Here is an 18,175-nt window from a genome sequence, read left to right on the forward strand (position 1 = left end):
AACGGAGCCTTCATGGACTCGCTTGACCGCCGCATCATTGTCGCCCTGCAACACAACGCACGAGCGTCAACCACGCATATCGCCGCCACGCTGGGCGTCGCGCGCACAACCGTTCACGAACGTATCAGCCGGATGGAAGAACGGGGGGTGATCGCCGGGTATTCCGTCGTGCTGGGCGAAACCGAGGACACGCCCCGAGTTCAGGTCGTTGTTCTGCTGGAAGTACAGCAAAAGGAAACCACCCGCATAATCAAACGGCTCGAGGCTTACCCCGAGGTCAAGCTGTGCCTGTCGATCAACGGTGAATTTGACCTTCTGCTATCCGCCGAAGCGCCCCGCATCGAGGATTTGGACATTCTGGTGGATGACCTTGCCCGGATACCCGGCGTTTTACGCACCAACACAAGCGTGGTCTTTGGTCGCCGCATTGACCGAAACTGAGCCGACGATAACCCTCTGTAAACCGATGATTGGCTAGCTTGTCCCGGATTGATCAAAATCCCGGACCGGCAGAATGCCCAACCCAAAGACCTTGATGCTTCTTATGCTGGCGCAGTTTATTGCGCTACCGCAGGTATTGGCCAAACCTGCCCCCAATTCAGTCAGCATCTGCGATCAGGCCGCCAGACGCGCTGCACAATCCGAAGAAGTGCCGTTGGACGTGCTCCGGGCAATCACGCGCGTGGAAACCGGGCGCGTGCAAAAGGGTCAATTGGAACCTTGGCCGTGGGCTGTCAATGTCGCAGGCCAAGGGTATTGGTTCGAATCCGAGGCTGAGGCCAAGGCGCATGTGTTTGACGTTTTCAGATCCGGAACGCGCAGTTTCGATGTGGGCTGTTTCCAGATCAATTACCGCTGGCACGGCAAGGCGTTCCGCTCGATCGACTCCATGTTCGATCCAGATGAGAACGCAGGTTATGCCGCCCGGTTTCTAAAGCAGCTTCACTCAGAACTTGGCACATGGGCCGCCGCAGCCGGAGCTTATCATTCCCGATCGCCAAACCTGGCGAATGCTTATTCCGGACGTTTTCAAACGGTTCTGGCGCAGTTGAACGATGCGCCCCAGGCTCAAACCGCTCAGGTTGCGCACGATCCATTCAAATGGTCTGCGGCACCCCTGATCCCCTTGTGGCACGCCGAAACACGTCCAAGCTCGCTCGGCTCGCTGGTTCCCGCGACGGGATCTGGTTCTGCTTTCATCGCCTTCAATTAGGAGCCGCCAGTGCCCCGGATCGACATCCGCACCCTTTTCTCACCGACTGTCCTGCTTGCCATCGCGCTTATGACGGTCATCGTGATGATGATCCTGCCGATGCCCGCATGGGTTCTGGACGTGGGCTTGGCGGCCTCGTTCGCACTGGCGATCCTGATCTTCACGTTGACCTTGTTCATTGAAAGGCCATTAGATTTTTCCTCGTTCCCGACGATCCTGCTGGCCTCGCTGATGTTGCGCCTGTCGCTGAACGTATCTTCGACCAAGCTGATCATTGGCCAGGGGCACACGGGCACCAACGCAGCAGGCGACGTTATCGAAGGTTTTGCCCAGTTCGTCATGGGGGGCAGCATTTTCCTGGGTCTCGTCGTATTTGGCGTGCTGTTGATCGTGAATTTCATGGTAATCACCAAAGGCGCGGCCCGTATGGCCGAGGTTGGCGCACGATTTGCACTGGATGGGATGCCCGGCAAACAGCTGGCCATCGACAGCGACATGTCCGCCGGGGCTATCGATCACCAGCAAGCCAAGGAACGCCGAGAGCGCGAGCAGCAGGAGACCACTTTTTTCGGTTCACTCGACGGGACGTCAAAATTCGTCAAAGGCGATGCCATTGCCGGGCTGCTAATCACCTTGCTGAATCTTGTTATGGGGCTTGTCATGGGCGTGATCGTCCACGGCATGCCTGTCACATCGGCATTTGAAACCTACGCGATTCTGACTGTAGGCGATGGACTGGTTTCGCAGATTCCCGCAGTGATAATCTCGATTGCGTCGGCCTTGTTGTTGGCACGCGGAGGCACGCAAGGCGCGACGGACAGCGCCATATTTTCGCAACTTGGGCGACATCCCGCGGCGTTGGGCACCGTTGCTGTTTTGATGGTGCTGTTCGCTTTGGTACCCGGCCTGCCCTTTTTGCCCTTCATTCTGGGTGCGACCGTTTTGGGGTACGCCTCTTACAGCGTTTACCGCACCCAAAAGGCGCAAGAACTGGCCGAACAAGCTCCGGCAAACGAAACCGATGGACCGGTATCGCAGGCCATCGGTGACATTCTGGATCTGGACGATGTGCATCTGGAATTTTCCCCCGATCTGGTCAGCATGGTGCTGGACCCCGGGACAGGTCTGGACGCGCGGATCACTAATATGCGCACCTATGTCGCGTCGAGCTTTGGATTAATCCTGCCAGAGATTCGCCTGACCGATCGCGCCGACCTTCCCACTGGCACATACGTGATCAAGGTTCAGGGCGTCGAACAGGCACGCGGCGTTCTAAGCGCCGATCTGGTTCTTGCACTGGTGCAGGACAGTAATGACTTGCTGCCCGACGGCAACGATGTGACCGAACCCGTTTACGGCGCCCCCGCCCGCTGGATTCTGCCCAAGGATCAGGAGGCCGCCGCATTGAACGGAGCCACCATCGTCACACCGCCCGAAATCCTGGCGACGCATTTGCTGGAAATTATCAAGCAGAATTTCTCACGTCTGCTGACGCTGAAATCCTTACGGCGTCTGTTGTCCGAGATGACGCGCCTCAGCGATCCGGTCCGGGCCGAGGCAAATCGTAAGTTGCTGGATGAATTGATCCCAGACAAGGTTCCAATCGACACGTTGCACGCCGTGCTGCGCTTGCTGCTGGATGAGAGGGTCTCGATCCGCAACATGGCTCTGATCCTTGATGGTGTGGCCGAAGCGCGCCTGACCACGACCCAGCCCGAAGGTATCTGTGAACTGGTACGTCAGAGGTTGGGCTTTCAACTGGTTTCTGAAATGAAGCGCGAAGACGGGTCGATCCCATTGATCCAACTGGCCCCGGAATGGGAGGACACCTTTTCCACCTACCAGATTGACACGCCCAACGCCGGCCTCGATGTCGCATTACCGCCGAACCTGTTCAACAAACTGGCCGATGGCGTCGTCAACAGCGTCGCGCAATCAGCCAATCACGGCTTGTTCCCGGCTGTTGTGACCTCAACCCGACGGCGCAGGTTGCTGCGCACGATCATGCACGCGCGCGGAGTGTCTAATCCGGTGCTGTCTTTCGAGGAAATCGGGCTCGAGGCGAGGCCTGCGCTGGTCGGAACGGTGCCTGCATGATTGTTCTGCCGCCTGAACTATTGGATCAGCTAGCGGCCAGTCTTTGGCATGTCTTCGCCGTTTTCCTACGGGTTTCCGTGTTGGTTTCAGTCTTACCCGCCTTTGGTGAGCGCAGCATCCCGGTAAGGGTGAAACTTGGCATCGCGGTGGCCTTCACCCTGATCGTGACCCCCGCTGCGCCCTCGCCGCCCGCCGCTCCGGACCTTGTCGCGATGGCCGGTTTAGTCGGCACCGAAGTTCTGATCGGCCTGGCCTTGGGAATGGGGCTGCGCCTGTTCGTTCTTGCGCTTCGGACAGCGGGTTCTATTGCGGCACAAGCTACATCTCTGTCTCAGCTTCTGGGCGGGGCAGCAGCAGATCCTGTTCCTGCAATGGGGTATCTGCTGACGCTGGCGGGGCTAGCCTTGGCCGCACTGTTGGGCCTGCACATCCGTGCAGCCCAGTTCTTGGTCAACAGCTACATCCTCTTCCCGGTCGGCGCAGTTCCTGCTGCACCTGATCTATCGCATTGGGGCGTCTTGCAGGTCGCGCGGAGTTTTGTTCTGGCCTTCGCTCTGGCAACGCCATTTGTCATCGCCTCGCTGATCTACAATCTGGCGCTGGGCGTGATCAACCGGGCCATGCCGCAGCTCATGGTTGCTTTTGTCGGTGCCCCGGCCATTACCTTTGCCGGCCTATTCCTTCTTTTTGCCGGCACTCCCCTCATTCTATCAGTTTGGTCCGATGCGCTGTTCGCTTTTCTCCATAACCCGCTGGGTGGGAACTGATGAGCGGACAGGATGATGACAGCGACAAGTCATTTGAGCCGACCCCGCAGAAGCTGCAGAAGGCCCGCCAAAAGGGTGAGGTGGCAAAATCCAACGATCTTTCCGTGGTCGCCGCTTATTCCGGATTGTTGATTGCCTTTCTGGTGGTGGGAAGCTTTTCAGTTGAACACCTGGGGTCAGTATTTGTGGTTCTAATCGACCAACCCGAGCAGTTTTCAGATCTGCTGGCTACCGGACCGGCTTTCGTCACTGTCGGTGGGCTGTTGCAATCAACCCTTGTGCCAGTTTCCCTGCTGTTTGCTGTCCCGGCTGCAGCCGTACTGCTGAGCCTGATCGCCCAACGGGCGCTTGTCTTTGCACCTGACAAGCTGAAACCGCGTTCGTCACGAATTTCGATCCCGTCGAACGCCAAGAACAAGTTTGGCCGGGGCGGCCTGTTCGAATTTACCAAGAGCTTCGTAAAGCTGGTGATCTACGGCATTTGCCTGACACTGTTTCTACGCTCGAACCTGACCGAGATTCTTGCTGCCAGCGCCGCACCGGCCCGGTCTTCGATCCTGCTGATGATGAACCTGCTGTTTCGCTTCCTGTTTATCGTGATCACGATCGCACTGACGATCGGCGTTGTGGATTACCTGTGGCAGCACGCCGAACATCTGCGCAAGAACAGGATGTCGCGCAAGGAGATTCAGGACGAAACCAAGGACTCGGAGGGCGACCCGCACGTTAAACAACAACGCCGCCAGCGGGCGCAGGATATCGCAACCAACCAAATGATGGCCGATGTTCCTAAGGCTGATGTCGTCGTAGTTAACCCGACTCACTATGCGGTTGCCCTGAAGTGGTCGCGCGACACCGGTACCGCACCTGTCTGTGTCGCAAAGGGTGTGGACGAAGTTGCAGCCGCCATCAGAACCACCGCTGGAGAATCCGGTGTTCCCGTTCATTCCGACCCGCCAACCGCCCGAGCACTGCACGCCACCGTCGACATCGGCCAGGAGATCGCCGAAGAGCACTATCGTCCCGTGGCCGCCGCCATTCGGTTTGCCGAAGCGATGCGAAAACGGGCAAAAGGGCAAGTTGGATGAAAAGCGCCCGCATATCTGATCTTGCTGCAGTGACCGAGGCAGTCTTCCAGAAAGAATTCCAGCAACTACGCCCGCTTTTGCAACAAGAGGCTAGTGTGCAACAACAATTGGCACGCCTGGACGCACAGCTTTCTCAAGTACGCTCGGACAGCATTCAGACCGAGGGATATTACATCACAGGCAGTGACATGCTTTGGTATAGCTGGGAATCTGAAATGCGCCGCCAGTTGAACACGGAACTTGCACGGTTACGATCGCAAAAGCTGTCCGCAATCGAAAACCTGCGCAAGGCATTTGGTCGAAAACAGGCCGTCGAAAGACTGTCGCTGCAGGCAAAAAATGAGAAACGGCGGAAACAAAAAAGAGCACAATTGAACCAGGTCTTCGACTAGAACGCCCTGGCATATGAACGTGGCCGGGAAAGGTTGCTCTAGGTGTCCTGCCTGGCAACGCTCATGATCAGGACGCGCGAAACATCTTCACCCAGATTTATCCGGGCCACCTCCAACAAGGCTTTTCGCAGGGTAGTCAGATTGTCAGACCGGGTGAATGCCCCATCAAATCCGCCAGTATTGGCATGATCGAAAAGCACCTGCAGGAAGCCGTCCCTCAGTTTCGGCTCAATGTCGTAAAACGATTCCTCAATTCCCGGTTTCACTTCGAGGCTTAGGGCCATAGTTACAAGCGCCGAGATTTCGTCATCCCCTACGACCGGAACCACGAATTGCTTTGTCAGTTTCAAGTACTCAAACTCGGAGGGGTTTTCACCGTTGCTTGCTGGCTTTAGTTTGGTTGGCTTGTCTTCTTTCGGCGCGGCTTCGGCGGCAGCTTCGCTGGCTTTGTCCTTGCCTTGGTCCGATGGCGCCAGTGCAACCCCTGCGCCGACACCAGCCGCCAAACCAACGATCAGATAGATAAATGGTAAGAGCGTTTTGATCACGTCGGCACCTCAGAACGGTAGCAGCAAATCGAGGATCTGCTGGCCATACCGCGGCTGTTGCACATCCGTTATTTGCCCCCGGCCACCATAGGACACCCGCGCCGAAGCGATCTTGTCATAGGTGATCTCATTCTGGCGCGAGATATCTTGAGGTCGCACATATCCGGAAACAAGCAGCTCTCGCAGTTCGAAGTTCACCCGCAATTCCTGTGTGCCAGAGATTGACAGAACACCATTGGGCAATACGTCGATAACTGTCGCAGCTACGCGCAGCGTCAGTTTCTCTTTGCGTTTGACCGACCCCTTTCCCTTGCTGGACGATTCAGAGTCGATTGAGACCGCCTCATCCAGTGACGCTCCTGTCGGCAGTCGGTCTGCCGCACGTTGCGGCAAGCCGAACAGGCTGGGCACAGCAAGGCTTTCCGATCCGACCCGCGAACGATTTGTGTCATTTGAAAATTCTGCTTTTTCGTCCAGCTCGATTACAACGGTCAGAATATCCCCTTTTTTTATTGCTCGTTGATCACCAAGCAGCGAATGCTGCCCCCCACTCCATAGTGAAGACTGATCAACCGACCGTTGCGGTTGAGTGTGCAGCGGTAGTCCTGGCCAAAGCATCGCCACATGTTCCGGGGATTCCGTGTTGGGCGTAAGGCTAGGTGGTTTACCCAGATGGTCCACACGCCCGCAGGCGGACGCGAAAAGCATGCACAAAAGTAGGAGAGCGGGAATTTTTAACATCACTGGACCTCGATATGACCGTCGGCCCGGATTAAGCCCGTTACTGTGGTGCGCGACGACAGGTTCATCACGCGAATCCGCTCGCCGGCCGCACCCCTCCCAAGGGCGCGCCCTTCTGTCGAGATGGACAGCAACGCGTGGTCAAAAACCAGCGTCACCAGATCGTTACGGTTGACGATTGCGGGTGGACCGAAATCCGCGGCACGGATGGGGCGCCCCGGATAGAGCGCGACGCGCGCCTCCTGCCCGATCAGGTCAGAGGCCCTCGTAATGGCCCCCACGGCATCTATGGCTTTGGTTTCGAGGTCCTCGGCCATGATCACCTCTTTGGCGCGGATGGTCCGGGTCGGAACCAAAATCTCGGCCAATGCGTCCAAAGGAGAAAGTGCCAGAAACAGAATCAGCCCTCTCATCAGCGCACCTGTGTCGTTGCGCCCATCATCTGATCAACAGCAGAGATGACTTTGGCATTCATTTCGTAGCCGCGCTGGGCCTCGATCAGTTCGGTAACTTCGCGCACAGCATCGACCGAGCTATCCTCCAGATAGCCTTGCCGAATGGTGCCCAACCCGTCCTCACCCGGCGTGCCAATCACAGGTGCGCCCGAGGCTTCTGTCTCTTTGAACAGGTTGCTGCCGATAGCTTCGAGCCCTTTGGCATTCGAAAAGCTCGCAAGCGTCAACTCCCCCAGCAACTGACCTTCTGCGGTGTCGTCGAAATAGGCATAGACTTCACCTGTGGCGTTTATCGAGATTGATCGGGCGTCGTCCGGGATGGTGATCTCTGGCGCCACGGCGAACCCGTCTGAGGTTACAATCAACCCTTCGGCGGATCTTTTCAAACTACCGTCGCGGGTAAATCCAGACTGGCCGTTCGGCAGAGCCACTTCAAGATATCCACGCCCTTCGATGGCAATGTCGAGATCACTGCCCGTGGCAGACAGGGCGCCCTGCGAAAGCTGTACTGTCACGGCCGCGGCGCGAACCCCAAGGCCCAGCTGAATTCCGGTCGGCAGAACCGTACCGTCCGAAGCGTTTACCGTCCCGGCGCGCGCCATTTGCTGGTAATGCAGATCGGCGAACTCGGCCCTACGGGCATTGAAACCCGTGGTGTTCATGTTCGCGAGATTGTTTGAGATCGTCTCGACCCGCATTTGCTGGGCAGTCATACCTGTGGCAGCAATCTTCAAAGCGCGCATAGTGAAATCTCCTTGTACAAATCAACGCATCAGGGCCTTGAGCGCCCCGCGAACCCGTTCATCTTCGGTTTCCAGAAAGCTCTGCCCAAGCTCATATGCGCGTTGAATTTCGACCAACCGGGCGACTTGCTCGATGGCATTCACGTTCGACCCTTCCAGAAAGCGGTGCAGAATGACCGGATCTTCGACCGGCTCCACATCGCCCGCGGGACGGAATCGCGTATTGCCTTCGCGTACCAATTCATTGGGTTCGGCAACCTGGTAAACGCCAATTTGACCCAATAGCTGCCCATCCACGCTGAGCGTGCCGTCGCTGCCAACATCAACCGTGGCTGCATCTGGCGGGACAAAAACTGGTGCACCATTGCTGTCCAGCACGCGCGCGCCATCCAATGCGACCAAATCCCCGTCAGCATTGGGCGAGAAGCTGCCCGCGCGGGTAAGGCGGTTGCCAGATGGCGTTTCGACCATGAAAAACCCATCGCCTTCGATGGCAAAGTCGAATTGCCCACCGGTTTCGGTAAGCAATCCTTGGAGCATAGACGTATTGCGCACTTCGGCTCGACTCATGGACAGGGATGGGTTGCCCGGCATGTCCTGAACGAACTCGGAAAACACCAACCCCTGCTCGCGGTAGCCGGTGGTGTTGACGTTGGCGATGTTATTGGCCACTTGCCGCATTTCATTCATCAAACCGGACTGGCGGGACAGAGTGACATAGGTGGTGTCCATCAGCGGCCTCCTGCGATCAAAGGGATGAGGGTTTTGGTAAAGAACGTCACCAGCGTCTGGGTCATGAATCCCATCGAAATCCAGAACACGATGACAATGGCGATCAGTTTGGGAACGAAGGTCAGTGTCATTTCCTGCACCGAGGTCAGCGCCTGAAACAGACCCACAGCAAGGCCCGAGATCAGCGCCACCGCCAGGATCGGGACCGAGGTGATCACCGCGACCCATAAGGCATGGCGCACGATGTCGTAGAAAAGGCCTTCGCTCAGCATGGCCTAGACCGGCATCCGCAGGATTTCCTGATAGGCTTCGACCACCTTGTTACGGACAATAACAGCGGTTTCCACGGCCAGTTCGGTCTGCGCCAACGCCTGCACCAGCGCGTGCGGATCGGCCTGCCCGACCATCGAGGATTGCGCCACCTGTTCGCTGTGCGTCAGCGTTGTGGCGAAATCCTGAAACGAGGATCGCAACCCTTGCGCCATCCCTTGCTGATCGGGATTGGCCTGTGTTGCAGGGCGCGCAACAGCGTAATTCTGCGCTGCGGTCAACGATCGGATATCCATTCTGGCTTTCCTTTATTTGTGAAGTAAATCCATCAGACTCGACGACATCTGCCGGGTCTGGTCGAACATTTTCAGATTGGCCTCGTAACTGCGTTGCGCCTCGCGCGCGTCGGCGATCTCGATCATCAGATCGACATTCGAACCATGAAAGTATCCTGTTCCATCAGCCATGGGATGGCTCGGGTCGTAGATGCGCGTCAGATCACGCCGGTCCAGCTTGACCCTCCCCGCCTGCACCGTTGTGCCGCCGCTCCGCTCGACTGCTTCAAACGGCACAGTCTTTCGCCGGTAGCCCGGCGTATCCGCGTTTGAAATATTCTCGGAAACATGGCGCAATCGGGTCGCTTGCGCGCGCAGAGCACTGGCCGAGGCAGACAGGGAATGGGAAAAGTCACTCATCTCAATCCCTCCTTACACGCGGCCAAGGCTGGTACGCAGGATTCCGATGGAAGAGCGATAGATGGCCAGAGCCCGGTCATGCTGCCGTTTGACTTCAACCGCTTTCAGCATCTCTTCTTCCAGCGAAACGCCATTGCCATTGGGATCGCCGGACGAATTGGCCACATGTTCGGCCCAGGGCTGCGCACCCGTGCTACCGTGCAGATGACCCTGGCGCGTGGCGACCATCTCGGCCTCACGCCCGGCCTTGTCGAAAGCAGTCTGAAAAGCCTCGATATCCCACGGCTGATAGCCCGGTGTATCCGCATTGGCCATGTTTCGCGCGATGACCGCTTGCCGTTGCCCGGCATGGGTTGCCATTGCGTACGCTGTCTTAAAGACGTTCAGGTCAGAGAACATCGGGGCTTCTCCCTCGATCAATTTCAATCAAGGCTTAACCCCGATTCCTTTAGAAAGCGTTTTCAGAACCAAGTTGGAGACCTGCGATGTCCGATTTCGATCCGATACTTCTGAAATGCGAATTCGACAGGATGACTGCTGTGCGCAATATGGGCCGCGTTGCGGGGGTGGCGCACGGGGTTATTGAAATCGACGGTCTGTCCGACAGGGCTAAGATCGGGGATCACCTTATTTTGCGCCGTCGCAAAGGCCCGGACATCATCGGCGAAGTGCTGCGTGTCGATTCGGACAGGATGCACATGCTGCCAGGGTCCGCGCCAGACGGCGTATCGCTAAGCGACCCGGTAGTGCTTGAACCTGTAGCTGCGTTTGCGCCCGGGATGCATTGGCTGGGGCGAGTTGTTGACCCGTTCGGCCAGCCGCTGGACGGCAAACCTCTGATCGGCGGGAAGCATGAAGTTGATCTGACGCGCACCCCTCCGCCTGCCGTTGCACGCAAACCGCTGGGTGAGCGTATGGAAACCGGGCTGGCCGTTCTCAACACCATGTTGCCAATTGTTCGCGGTCAGCGCATCGGCCTGTTCGCCGGCTCCGGTGTGGGGAAATCCACTTTGCTCGCCACCTTGGCCAGAGCGATGCAGGCAGATGCGGTCGTTGTCGCGCTGGTGGGTGAACGAGGGCGAGAAGTAAACGAATTCGTCGACACCGCCCTTGGGCCCGATGGCATGAAACGGTCTGTTGTCGTTGCCGCTACTTCGGACCAGTCGGCGCTGGCGCGTCGGCGTTGCGCCTGGTCAGCCATGTCAGTGGCAGAGTATCTGCGGGATCAGGGTCTGAACGTTTTATTTCTGGCTGATTCAGTGACACGCTTCGCTGAAGCGCATCGTGAAATTGCTGCCGCGATGGGCGAAGCGCCTTCTTTGCGTGGGTACCCTCCATCCGTGACGACGCTGATCGCAAATCTTTGCGAACGCGCCGGACCTGGGACTTCCGAACAGGGGGACATCACTGCGGTATTCAGCGTTCTGGTGGCCGGATCGGACATGGATGAACCGATCGCGGACATCCTCCGCGGTGTTCTGGATGGCCATATCGTGTTGAGCCGGGACATCGCCGAACGCGGACGCTTTCCGGCGATTGACCTCAGCCGATCAGTTTCGCGCAGCTTGCCGGGCGCAGCGACGGAGGAGCAAAACCGGATTATATCGGAAACCCGCAAACTGGTCGGCAGCTATGAACAGTCCGAGGTTATGATCAAAGCCGGGCTTTATGCCGAAGGCACTGACCCGTTGCTGGATCAGGCCGTGCGGGTCCATGAGGAACTGGACGCATTTTTCGGCAAACAGGAAACCGACGGGATTGAGAACAGTTTCAACCACCTGTCTCTGATTCTGCGCCGCGCCAGCTCCGGGTTGCCCAGATGAAGGAAAACCGAGACAGTTTTAAGTGTTAAGTCCACCTTAAGATCTGCCCTGTTACCCCGGTAGACGGGTGATAAGAAGGTGGTGGAGATGGGTGCGCAATCCAATGCGGCGCCAATCATCATCAAGAAGAAGCGTGTAACGGGTGGCGCTGGACATCACGGTGGCGCGTGGAAAGTCGCGTATGCTGACTTTGTTACGGCCATGATGGCTTTCTTCATGTTGATGTGGCTGCTGAATGCAACAACAGAAAAGCAACGAAAAGGGTTGGCGGATTACTTCTCGCCCACGATTCCGGTGAACCCAGTTTCGGGTGGCGGCGACGGTGCCTTTGGCGGCAACAACATGTTTTCCGAAAAAACGCTGGTAATGGACGGATCAGGTGCAACCAAACGCAACCCGACCAGGGCCAAAGAAGCACGCGGTTCGACCGGTGTGGATGCCGAGGGCGGTGACGACCAAGTGTCCGAAGAATTCTCATCGCTCGAGGCGCACCTGCTGGGCCGTACCGGTGAAAGTGTTGTATCAGAAAAACTGCTGAAGCACATCATTACGCGCGTCACAGACGAGGGGTTGGTGGTCGAGATGTTCGATACTGAAGACCAGCCGCTTTTCGAATCAGGATCCGACAAGCCGACGGACATGATGCGAGCACTGGCCCTGCTAGTGGCCCGGTCTTCGGATCTCGTGACCAATGATGTCGCAGTGGAGGGGCATGTTCGATCTGAACCGCTGGTCCTGGCCAAAAACCCCTCGTGGGATTTATCGACGTCGCGCGCTCAGGTCGTGCGACAGATACTGCAAAACAAAGGAATGGTAGGTTCGCGGTTTGATCGCGTGGCTGGCCATGCGGACCGCGAATTGGTGACCGAAAATCCGATGGCAGCGCGCAACAACCGGATCGAAGTCATCTTCCTTCGAAGCCCCTGATCCAAAACGATAGGACGCATTTTACCTGTTAGCGCGCTGTTAAGGCCCGGCGCGTTACCTGTTGCAATAACGATATACGCAACAGAAGGGCGTGCTGATGACCATATCCTCTTCGCTGAATGCCGGTGTGGCGGCGTTGAAGGCCAATGCCAACAGGCTTGCAACCATTTCAGACAACATCGCCAATTCTTCGACATTTGGGTACAAGCGGGTTGAGACTGACTTTCATTCGATGGTCACATCGGGCCAAGGCGGCAGCTATTCCGCTGGGGGTGTCAGAACCACCAGTCAGCGCCTGATCGACCAGCGCGGATCTTTGGTGACCACGAATAATTCCACCGATCTGGCCGTTCGTGGGCGCGGCATGTTGCCGGTACGGCCCAGCTCGCAGATCGGAACCGGTTCGAATGAAATGCAACTGACGACCACCGGCTCATTCCGCACAAATGAAGAAGGTTATCTGGTGACAGAATCCGGACTGGTGCTGCTGGGCTGGCCCGCGGCAGCTGATGGATCGATTCCCAGTGTGCCGCGCGACACGCCCGCTGCATTGGTGCCTGTCCAACTGAGCGTCAATCAGCTCTCGGGTTCCCCTACAACCGCAATGAACCTGAGAATGAACTTGCCTGCCACAGCGACCGAAGCGGGTGCCCCCGGCGATGTTCAGCCTTTGTCGGTGGAGTATTTTGACAATCTCGGCAAATCGGAAAGCGTAGATATTGAATTAACGCCAACGATCCCGGCAACCGGTTCAAGCAATGAATGGACACTAACCTTGCGGGATTCGGCCTCGGGCGGGGCGGTGATCGGGGAATACACTCTTACCTTTACTGACAGCCGGACAGCGGGCGGAACGCTGGCCAGCGTCACTGCCGTTTCCGGCGGCGCATATGATCCGGTTACCGGCGGCTTTGTCGTAAACGTTGCAGGCGGGCCGGTGGAAATCAACATTGGCCAGATTGGTGATACGGATGGCATTACACAGCTGTCCGATACCTTCGCCCCTGTTTCGATTACCCGCGACGGTTCGGCCGTTGGAACAATGACCAGCGTTCAGGTCGACGAAAAAGGATATGTTTACGCCTTCTACGATACCGGCGTCAGTCGTCGCATGTTCCAGATTCCGCTGGCGGATGTGCCGAACCCCAACGGCCTGACGGCGTTGGACAGCCAGACATATGCCCCATCCCGGGAAAGCGGAACGTTCTTCCTTTGGGATGCTGGTGAAGGTCCAACAGGTGATCTGATCTCTTTCGCGCGCGAGGAATCGACCACCGATGTCGCCACCGAACTCACGTCGATGATCCAGACGCAGCGGGCCTACTCCTCTAGCGCCAAAGTGATCCAGACCGTCGACGAAATGTTGCAGGAAACCACCAATATCAAACGCTGATCCCGCGTTTGACCGGCGGAAAGGAACTGATCCATGAACATGTCGACGGCATTGAACAACGCGCTGGGCGGGTTAAGCGCAGCCAGTCGCGGCGCGGCGGTTGTTTCGGGAAACATCGCCAACGCGTTGACCCCGGGCTATGCGCGCCGCTCGCTGGAATTGGCGACCAGCCCTATTTCCGGCAACGGTGTTCGGGTAGTCGGAATAACTCGCCACCAGGACCCCGTACTTCTTGCCAACCGCCGCACGACGGATGCGGATATGGCCAACACCTCGACCCTATCAGAGTTTCATGCAGGTTTTGAAAAACTGGTTGGTTCCGCAACGGACCCAACCTCGATCGCCGCACGCCTTGCAAGCTTTGAAAGCAGCCTGATTACAGCAGCCAGTCTGCCGGATTCCACCGTACGTCTAGATCAGGTCGCGGGCGCAGGCAATGAGTTGTCGAGTGCGCTTAACGCAGCTTCTGAGGGATTGCGGCAAATGCGGTCTGATGCGGACAGAACGATCGGAAACCAGGTCGAAACGCTGAATCAGACTCTCAGGGATATCGAGGAACTGAACGCAAGAATTCCAGCTGTGCGAAATTCGGGAGGGGACATCGGCGCATTGCTGGATCAGCGGCAGGTCCTGATCGATCAGGTGAATGAGCTTGTTCCCGTCAACGTCGTCTCTCGCGAAAATGACCGGGTTTCACTTTATTCTGACGGAGGCCTCATCCTGCTGGAAGGAAGCGCCGTCGAGTTTTCGTTTTCAACGACCGGTGAAACCAAGCCTCATATGACGGTAAGCAACGGGCTACTGTCCGGCCTCGAGGTCAACGGGCAGCCGGTAAGGGTCAGTGGTGATTACGCCCAGATCCGGGGGGGTGCCCTTGTTGCACAGTTCGAAATCCGCGATGAACTGGCGGTTGAAGCGCAGACAAATCTGGATGCCGTTGCCCGTGATCTGATCGAACGGTTTGAAACGCCGGGGTTGGATCCTACCCTGACCGCCGCGGATCCAGGGCTTTTCACCGATGACGGGAACAGGTTCAACGCGGCCACATTGACTGGCCTCGCATCCCGGATTGAACTTAATGCCGCCGTGAGTCCGGACGCGGGCGGCGCAAGTTGGAAACTGCGTGCAGGGCTGGGCGCCGCTTCACCGGGAGACCCGGGTGACGCCACTCAACTGCAAGCGTTTGGGGCGGCACTCGACACTGGACGCGCGGTGACTGGAGCAAGCTTTGGAACCGGCAACATGCGCGCGGCTGAAATCGCCGAAGCGTTACTGTCGAAAGCGGGTACAGATGCACACGCCGCCAACCAACGCATGTCCTTTGCCGCCAGTGCTCAGCTTGAAATGGAAAAAATCGTTGCCGAGCAGAGTGTTGACAGCGATCAGGAGTTGCAACGCATGATGCAGATCGAGCAGGCATATGCAGCCAACGCGAGGATAGTCGCGGTGGTCGACGAATTGATGGACACTTTGCTGAGGCTCTGATCATGACACTGAATTCAATTGGCGATCTGGCGCGAGGTCTGACCCTGAGGTCGCGCAGCACCGAGATCAAATCCCAGATCGAAACCCTGTCATATGAAATGTCCACCGGTCAGGTACAGGATGTCTCGGGCCGGTTGGGCGGTGACTATTCGCATTTGCTCGATCTGGATCATGGGCTGGCCCGGCTGGACGCTTATGGCGTCGCGACAGCCGAGGCGCGTCTGTTCACGGATGCGATGCAGCTTAGCCTGACAACATTCAGCGATTCCGTTGGTGATTTATCCGCCTCACTGCTGGCATTTGGGACGGCGAACCAGACGGTAACACATGAACAGGCCTCGGTTCAGGCCCGAAATGAGCTGGATACGATGGTCTCTGCCCTCAACACACGAGTTGGCGGACGCAGCTTGTATGCAGGAACGGCGACGGATATGTCGCCCTTGCCGTCAGCTGATACACTGCTGAACGCTTTGCAAACCGAATTGGCAGGGCTGACAACAGCCGCGGACATCCTACAAGCCGCTGAAGACTGGTTCAATGATCCTACCGGGTTTGACGCCGTCATCTATCAAGGGGCCGCGACGTCGCTGGCCCCGATGCAAATCTCCGACAACGAAAGGATCGACGTCCCGATCATGGCAACGGATCCTGCCTTCAAGGCGGCCCTGCGCGATGTCGCCGTCGCAGCACTTGTATCAGACAGCGCGCTCAATCTGGCGCCAGCCCAGAGGACTGCGTTGTTCACACAGTTGGGTGTAGATTTGGCGAGCACACAGGACGAAGCCGTGAAACTGCGAGCGCAAGTGGGCGCGGCAGAGGCCCGTGTTGAACAGGCTGCCGCGCGAAATGCTGCGGCGCAAACCAGTGCGGAATACGCACGCGGCGCGCTGATCGCCGCGGACCCATATGAAACCGCTGCCCGATTGCAAACAGTGCAGTTTCAGTTGGAAAGCCTGTATTCCGTGACTGTTCGCAACGCCAACCTTTCACTGGTAAATTTCCTGAGATGAGAGTTCTTCTGTTCCTTTTGGTGTTGTTGCCCAGCCTAACCAACGCTGGTGCGATCCGGTTGAAAGATCTTGTGGATTTCGACGGGGTGCGCGGCAACGACCTTGTGGGATACGGCTTGGTTGTCGGGCTGAACGGTACCGGCGACGGGTTACGCAACTCTCCGTTCACCGAAGAGATTATGTCGAATATTCTGGAACGCCTGGGCGTCAACGTGAACGGAGAGGATTTTCGCCCCAAAAATGTTGCGGCCGTTCTTGTCACCGCGGCTCTGCCGCCTTTTTCCCGGGTCGGCAGCCAGATCGACATAACGGTATCCGCCATCGGAGACAGTAAAAGCCTGTTGGGCGGGACTCTGGTCATGACGCCCTTGAACGCAGCCGACGGTCAGATCTACGCTGTAGCTCAGGGTACAGTTCTGGCCGGTGGCGCGGTGGCCGAGGGCGAAGCAGCCTCGGTTACGCGTGGCGTTCCTACGTCGGGTATCGTCCCCTCCGGCGCTCGAGTGGAACGGGAAATAGACTTTGAATTATCCTCCCTCGCACAAATTAGACTGGCGCTGCGGGAACCTGATTTCACGACGGCGGGTCGGATCGAAGCTGCGATAAACACAGAATTCAACCGCGCTGTCGCAATTATGCGGGATTCCGGCACAGTCGAACTGAATATCGCAGCAACGCAGGCCATATCACCCGCTCATGCCATCGGGCGCATCGAAAACATTCTGGTTCAGCCAGATAGCAAGGCCAGAGTCGTGGTTGACCAAAGGTCTGGTACGATTGTTATGGGGCAGGACGTTCGGATTTCGCGCGTGGCCGTTTCGCAGGGCAACCTGACTCTGACCGTCGAAGAAGCTCCGATTGCCATACAGCCCAACCCCTTTGCCCGTGGCGAAACCGTCGTTGTTCCACGCACGATCGCAGGCATTGAGGAGGAAGAGGGCACCGGGCTGGCTGAAATCCCCGAAGCGACCACTCTGTCAGAGGTGGTAGCCGGATTGAACGCCCTTGGGGTGTCGCCTCGCGACATGATCGACATTCTGAAAACGATCAAGGCCGCCGGGGCGCTTCATGCCGAGTTCGTTGTCCGATAGGCGTTCTGACCGCAACGGATGGCCAGATCAGACCTGTCGCGCCATCGTCATTTTGATTTCCAGCTGTCCAGCCAACGGCGGAACCCGGTGCGCCTTTCTTCAATTGCATCGCCCGCCGCGTAAAAGCTGTCTTCGACATTTTCGAGCATCGGGTCGATGCGGCGCTGCCGAAATCGTCGCCAGCGCACCCAGATCGCCCAGACGATGGCAAAGAACACCGTCAGGAAGATGATGTTGAACCAGGGGATCAGCCGTACATCGGGGCTGTCCACCGGGCGCACCGACACCGCGTTGGGAAAGATCGACATGAGTTGATTGCGCCAACCGTAATGGCGCAACACCACCCATTGCGGGTCCGCCTCGGTCGACACGAGATTGGTCAGCTCCGCCTGCAGATTCGAGCTGTCGAGCTTGAAATAGGGCGGCCAGCCCCAGCCGGTATCCTCGTTGCGATAAACGCGCGGCTTGCCGTTGGGGCGGAAGGTTTCGACGAAACGCACATCGCGATTGACCGTCTGCGCGGTTTCCTGACCAGTGTCCTGCTGCGCCCAGAAAATCGAATTCTCACCGAAATCGACGCGCCTCACCTCGGTTTTGACGATCCGCACCACATCCTGCTGCGGCAGGGTGTATTCCAGCACTGCGGCGACCAAACCCCAGAAAACTATGATGAACGCCCATTTGACATAGACCATCTATCCGGCC

22 protein-coding genes are annotated in these 18,175 nt (G+C 57.5%); 12 read left to right on the plus strand and 10 right to left on the minus strand.

The features are described 5' to 3' along the window. The first annotated feature begins 12 nt into the window (after positions 1-12). The 6 genes from AC2TDA_RS06050 to AC2TDA_RS06075 all read left to right on the plus strand — a co-directional run bounded on the left by AC2TDA_RS06050 (position 13) and on the right by AC2TDA_RS06075 (position 5,557). A complete protein-coding gene (locus AC2TDA_RS06050) occupies positions 13-441 on the plus strand; it encodes an Lrp/AsnC family transcriptional regulator (RefSeq protein WP_480877926.1) in 429 nt (142 codons plus the stop codon). 73 nt (positions 442-514) lie between these two features. Then, positions 515-1,213 (plus strand): transglycosylase SLT domain-containing protein, encoded by a 699-nt coding sequence (locus AC2TDA_RS06055; RefSeq protein WP_480877924.1) that lies wholly within the window; start codon positions 515-517, stop codon positions 1,211-1,213. A gap of 9 nt (positions 1,214-1,222) precedes the next feature. Then, positions 1,223-3,310, plus strand: coding sequence for a flagellar biosynthesis protein FlhA (flhA, locus tag AC2TDA_RS06060; protein ID WP_480877922.1), 2,088 nt, complete (start codon positions 1,223-1,225; stop codon positions 3,308-3,310). Then, positions 3,307-4,077: a flagellar biosynthetic protein FliR gene (locus AC2TDA_RS06065; protein ID WP_480877920.1), complete on the plus strand. Its 771-nt coding sequence runs from the start codon at positions 3,307-3,309 to the stop codon at positions 4,075-4,077. The genes flhA and AC2TDA_RS06065 overlap by 4 nt, the downstream gene beginning before the upstream one ends. Next, positions 4,077-5,165 carry a flagellar type III secretion system protein FlhB gene (flhB, locus tag AC2TDA_RS06070; protein ID WP_480877918.1) on the plus strand — a complete coding sequence of 363 codons (1,089 nt, stop codon included), beginning with the start codon at positions 4,077-4,079 and terminating at the stop codon, positions 5,163-5,165. Before AC2TDA_RS06065 ends, flhB begins: the two co-directional genes overlap by 1 nt. Further along, entirely contained in the window at positions 5,162-5,557 is a 396-nt protein-coding gene (locus tag AC2TDA_RS06075) for a hypothetical protein (protein ID WP_480877917.1), read from the plus strand. Before flhB ends, AC2TDA_RS06075 begins: the two co-directional genes overlap by 4 nt. A gap of 38 nt (positions 5,558-5,595) precedes the next feature. Here AC2TDA_RS06075 and AC2TDA_RS06080 read toward each other — a convergent pair whose 3' ends face one another. Genes AC2TDA_RS06080 through AC2TDA_RS06120 form a run of 9 tightly spaced genes read right to left on the minus strand, consistent with a single transcriptional unit; the run spans position 5,596 to position 10,140 of the window. Continuing rightward, positions 5,596-6,105: a flagellar basal body-associated protein FliL gene (locus AC2TDA_RS06080; RefSeq protein ID WP_480877915.1), complete on the minus strand. Its 510-nt coding sequence runs from the start codon at positions 6,103-6,105 to the stop codon at positions 5,596-5,598. 9 nt (positions 6,106-6,114) lie between these two features. Then, complete coding sequence (gene flgH, locus AC2TDA_RS06085) at positions 6,115-6,846, minus strand: flagellar basal body L-ring protein FlgH (protein ID WP_480877913.1); 732 nt, start codon at positions 6,844-6,846, stop codon at positions 6,115-6,117. Further along, the gene (flgA, locus tag AC2TDA_RS06090; protein WP_480877911.1) at positions 6,846-7,259 is read right to left on the minus strand and encodes a flagellar basal body P-ring formation chaperone FlgA; all 414 of its coding nucleotides are present in this window, start codon (positions 7,257-7,259) and stop codon (positions 6,846-6,848) included. Before flgA ends, flgH begins: the two co-directional genes overlap by 1 nt. Then, positions 7,259-8,044, minus strand: coding sequence for a flagellar basal-body rod protein FlgG (gene flgG, locus AC2TDA_RS06095; RefSeq protein WP_480877910.1), 786 nt, complete (start codon positions 8,042-8,044; stop codon positions 7,259-7,261). The genes flgA and flgG overlap by 1 nt, the downstream gene beginning before the upstream one ends. Before the next feature lie 21 nt (positions 8,045-8,065). After that, positions 8,066-8,776, minus strand: a complete 711-nt coding sequence (locus AC2TDA_RS06100; protein ID WP_480877908.1) for a flagellar hook-basal body complex protein — start codon at positions 8,774-8,776, stop codon at positions 8,066-8,068. Further along, positions 8,776-9,048, minus strand: a complete 273-nt coding sequence (locus tag AC2TDA_RS06105; protein ID WP_480877906.1) for a flagellar biosynthetic protein FliQ — start codon at positions 9,046-9,048, stop codon at positions 8,776-8,778. The genes AC2TDA_RS06100 and AC2TDA_RS06105 overlap by 1 nt, the downstream gene beginning before the upstream one ends. Positions 9,049-9,051: 3 nt before the next feature. Then, positions 9,052-9,342, minus strand: coding sequence for a flagellar hook-basal body complex protein FliE (gene fliE / locus AC2TDA_RS06110; protein ID WP_480877904.1), 291 nt, complete (start codon positions 9,340-9,342; stop codon positions 9,052-9,054). A gap of 12 nt (positions 9,343-9,354) precedes the next feature. Beyond that, positions 9,355-9,741, minus strand: coding sequence for a flagellar basal body rod protein FlgC (flgC, locus tag AC2TDA_RS06115; RefSeq protein ID WP_480877902.1), 387 nt, complete (start codon positions 9,739-9,741; stop codon positions 9,355-9,357). Positions 9,742-9,753: 12 nt separating this feature from the next. Further along, positions 9,754-10,140, minus strand: a complete 387-nt coding sequence (locus tag AC2TDA_RS06120; protein ID WP_480877900.1) for a FlgB family protein — start codon at positions 10,138-10,140, stop codon at positions 9,754-9,756. Positions 10,141-10,226: 86 nt separating this feature from the next. Between AC2TDA_RS06120 and AC2TDA_RS06125 the strand changes: the two genes are divergently transcribed. The 6 genes from AC2TDA_RS06125 to AC2TDA_RS06150 all read left to right on the plus strand — a co-directional run bounded on the left by AC2TDA_RS06125 (position 10,227) and on the right by AC2TDA_RS06150 (position 17,470). After that, on the plus strand, positions 10,227-11,564 hold the full coding sequence (locus AC2TDA_RS06125; RefSeq protein ID WP_480877898.1) for a FliI/YscN family ATPase: 1,338 nt from the start codon (positions 10,227-10,229) through the stop codon (positions 11,562-11,564). An 87-nt stretch (positions 11,565-11,651) separates the two neighbouring features. Next, the gene (locus AC2TDA_RS06130; RefSeq protein ID WP_480877897.1) at positions 11,652-12,491 is read left to right on the plus strand and encodes a flagellar motor protein MotB; all 840 of its coding nucleotides are present in this window, start codon (positions 11,652-11,654) and stop codon (positions 12,489-12,491) included. A gap of 97 nt (positions 12,492-12,588) precedes the next feature. Next, positions 12,589-13,884, plus strand: a complete 1,296-nt coding sequence (locus AC2TDA_RS06135; protein ID WP_480877896.1) for a flagellar hook protein FlgE — start codon at positions 12,589-12,591, stop codon at positions 13,882-13,884. Between the two features lie 33 nt (positions 13,885-13,917). Beyond that, positions 13,918-15,369: a flagellar hook-associated protein FlgK gene (gene flgK, locus AC2TDA_RS06140; RefSeq protein ID WP_480877894.1), complete on the plus strand. Its 1,452-nt coding sequence runs from the start codon at positions 13,918-13,920 to the stop codon at positions 15,367-15,369. 2 nt (positions 15,370-15,371) lie between these two features. Beyond that, complete coding sequence (locus AC2TDA_RS06145) at positions 15,372-16,379, plus strand: flagellin (RefSeq protein ID WP_480877893.1); 1,008 nt, start codon at positions 15,372-15,374, stop codon at positions 16,377-16,379. Next, positions 16,376-17,470 (plus strand): flagellar basal body P-ring protein FlgI, encoded by a 1,095-nt coding sequence (locus AC2TDA_RS06150; RefSeq protein WP_480877891.1) that lies wholly within the window; start codon positions 16,376-16,378, stop codon positions 17,468-17,470. Before AC2TDA_RS06145 ends, AC2TDA_RS06150 begins: the two co-directional genes overlap by 4 nt. 47 nt (positions 17,471-17,517) lie before the next feature. On the opposite strand, the gene AC2TDA_RS06155 is transcribed toward AC2TDA_RS06150, so the two are convergent. Beyond that, positions 17,518-18,165, minus strand: a complete 648-nt coding sequence (locus AC2TDA_RS06155) for a DUF1523 family protein (protein ID WP_480877890.1) — start codon at positions 18,163-18,165, stop codon at positions 17,518-17,520. Positions 18,166-18,175 lie beyond the last annotated feature (10 nt).

It is taken from the genome of Ruegeria sp. HKCCD6426, assembly GCF_057221115.1.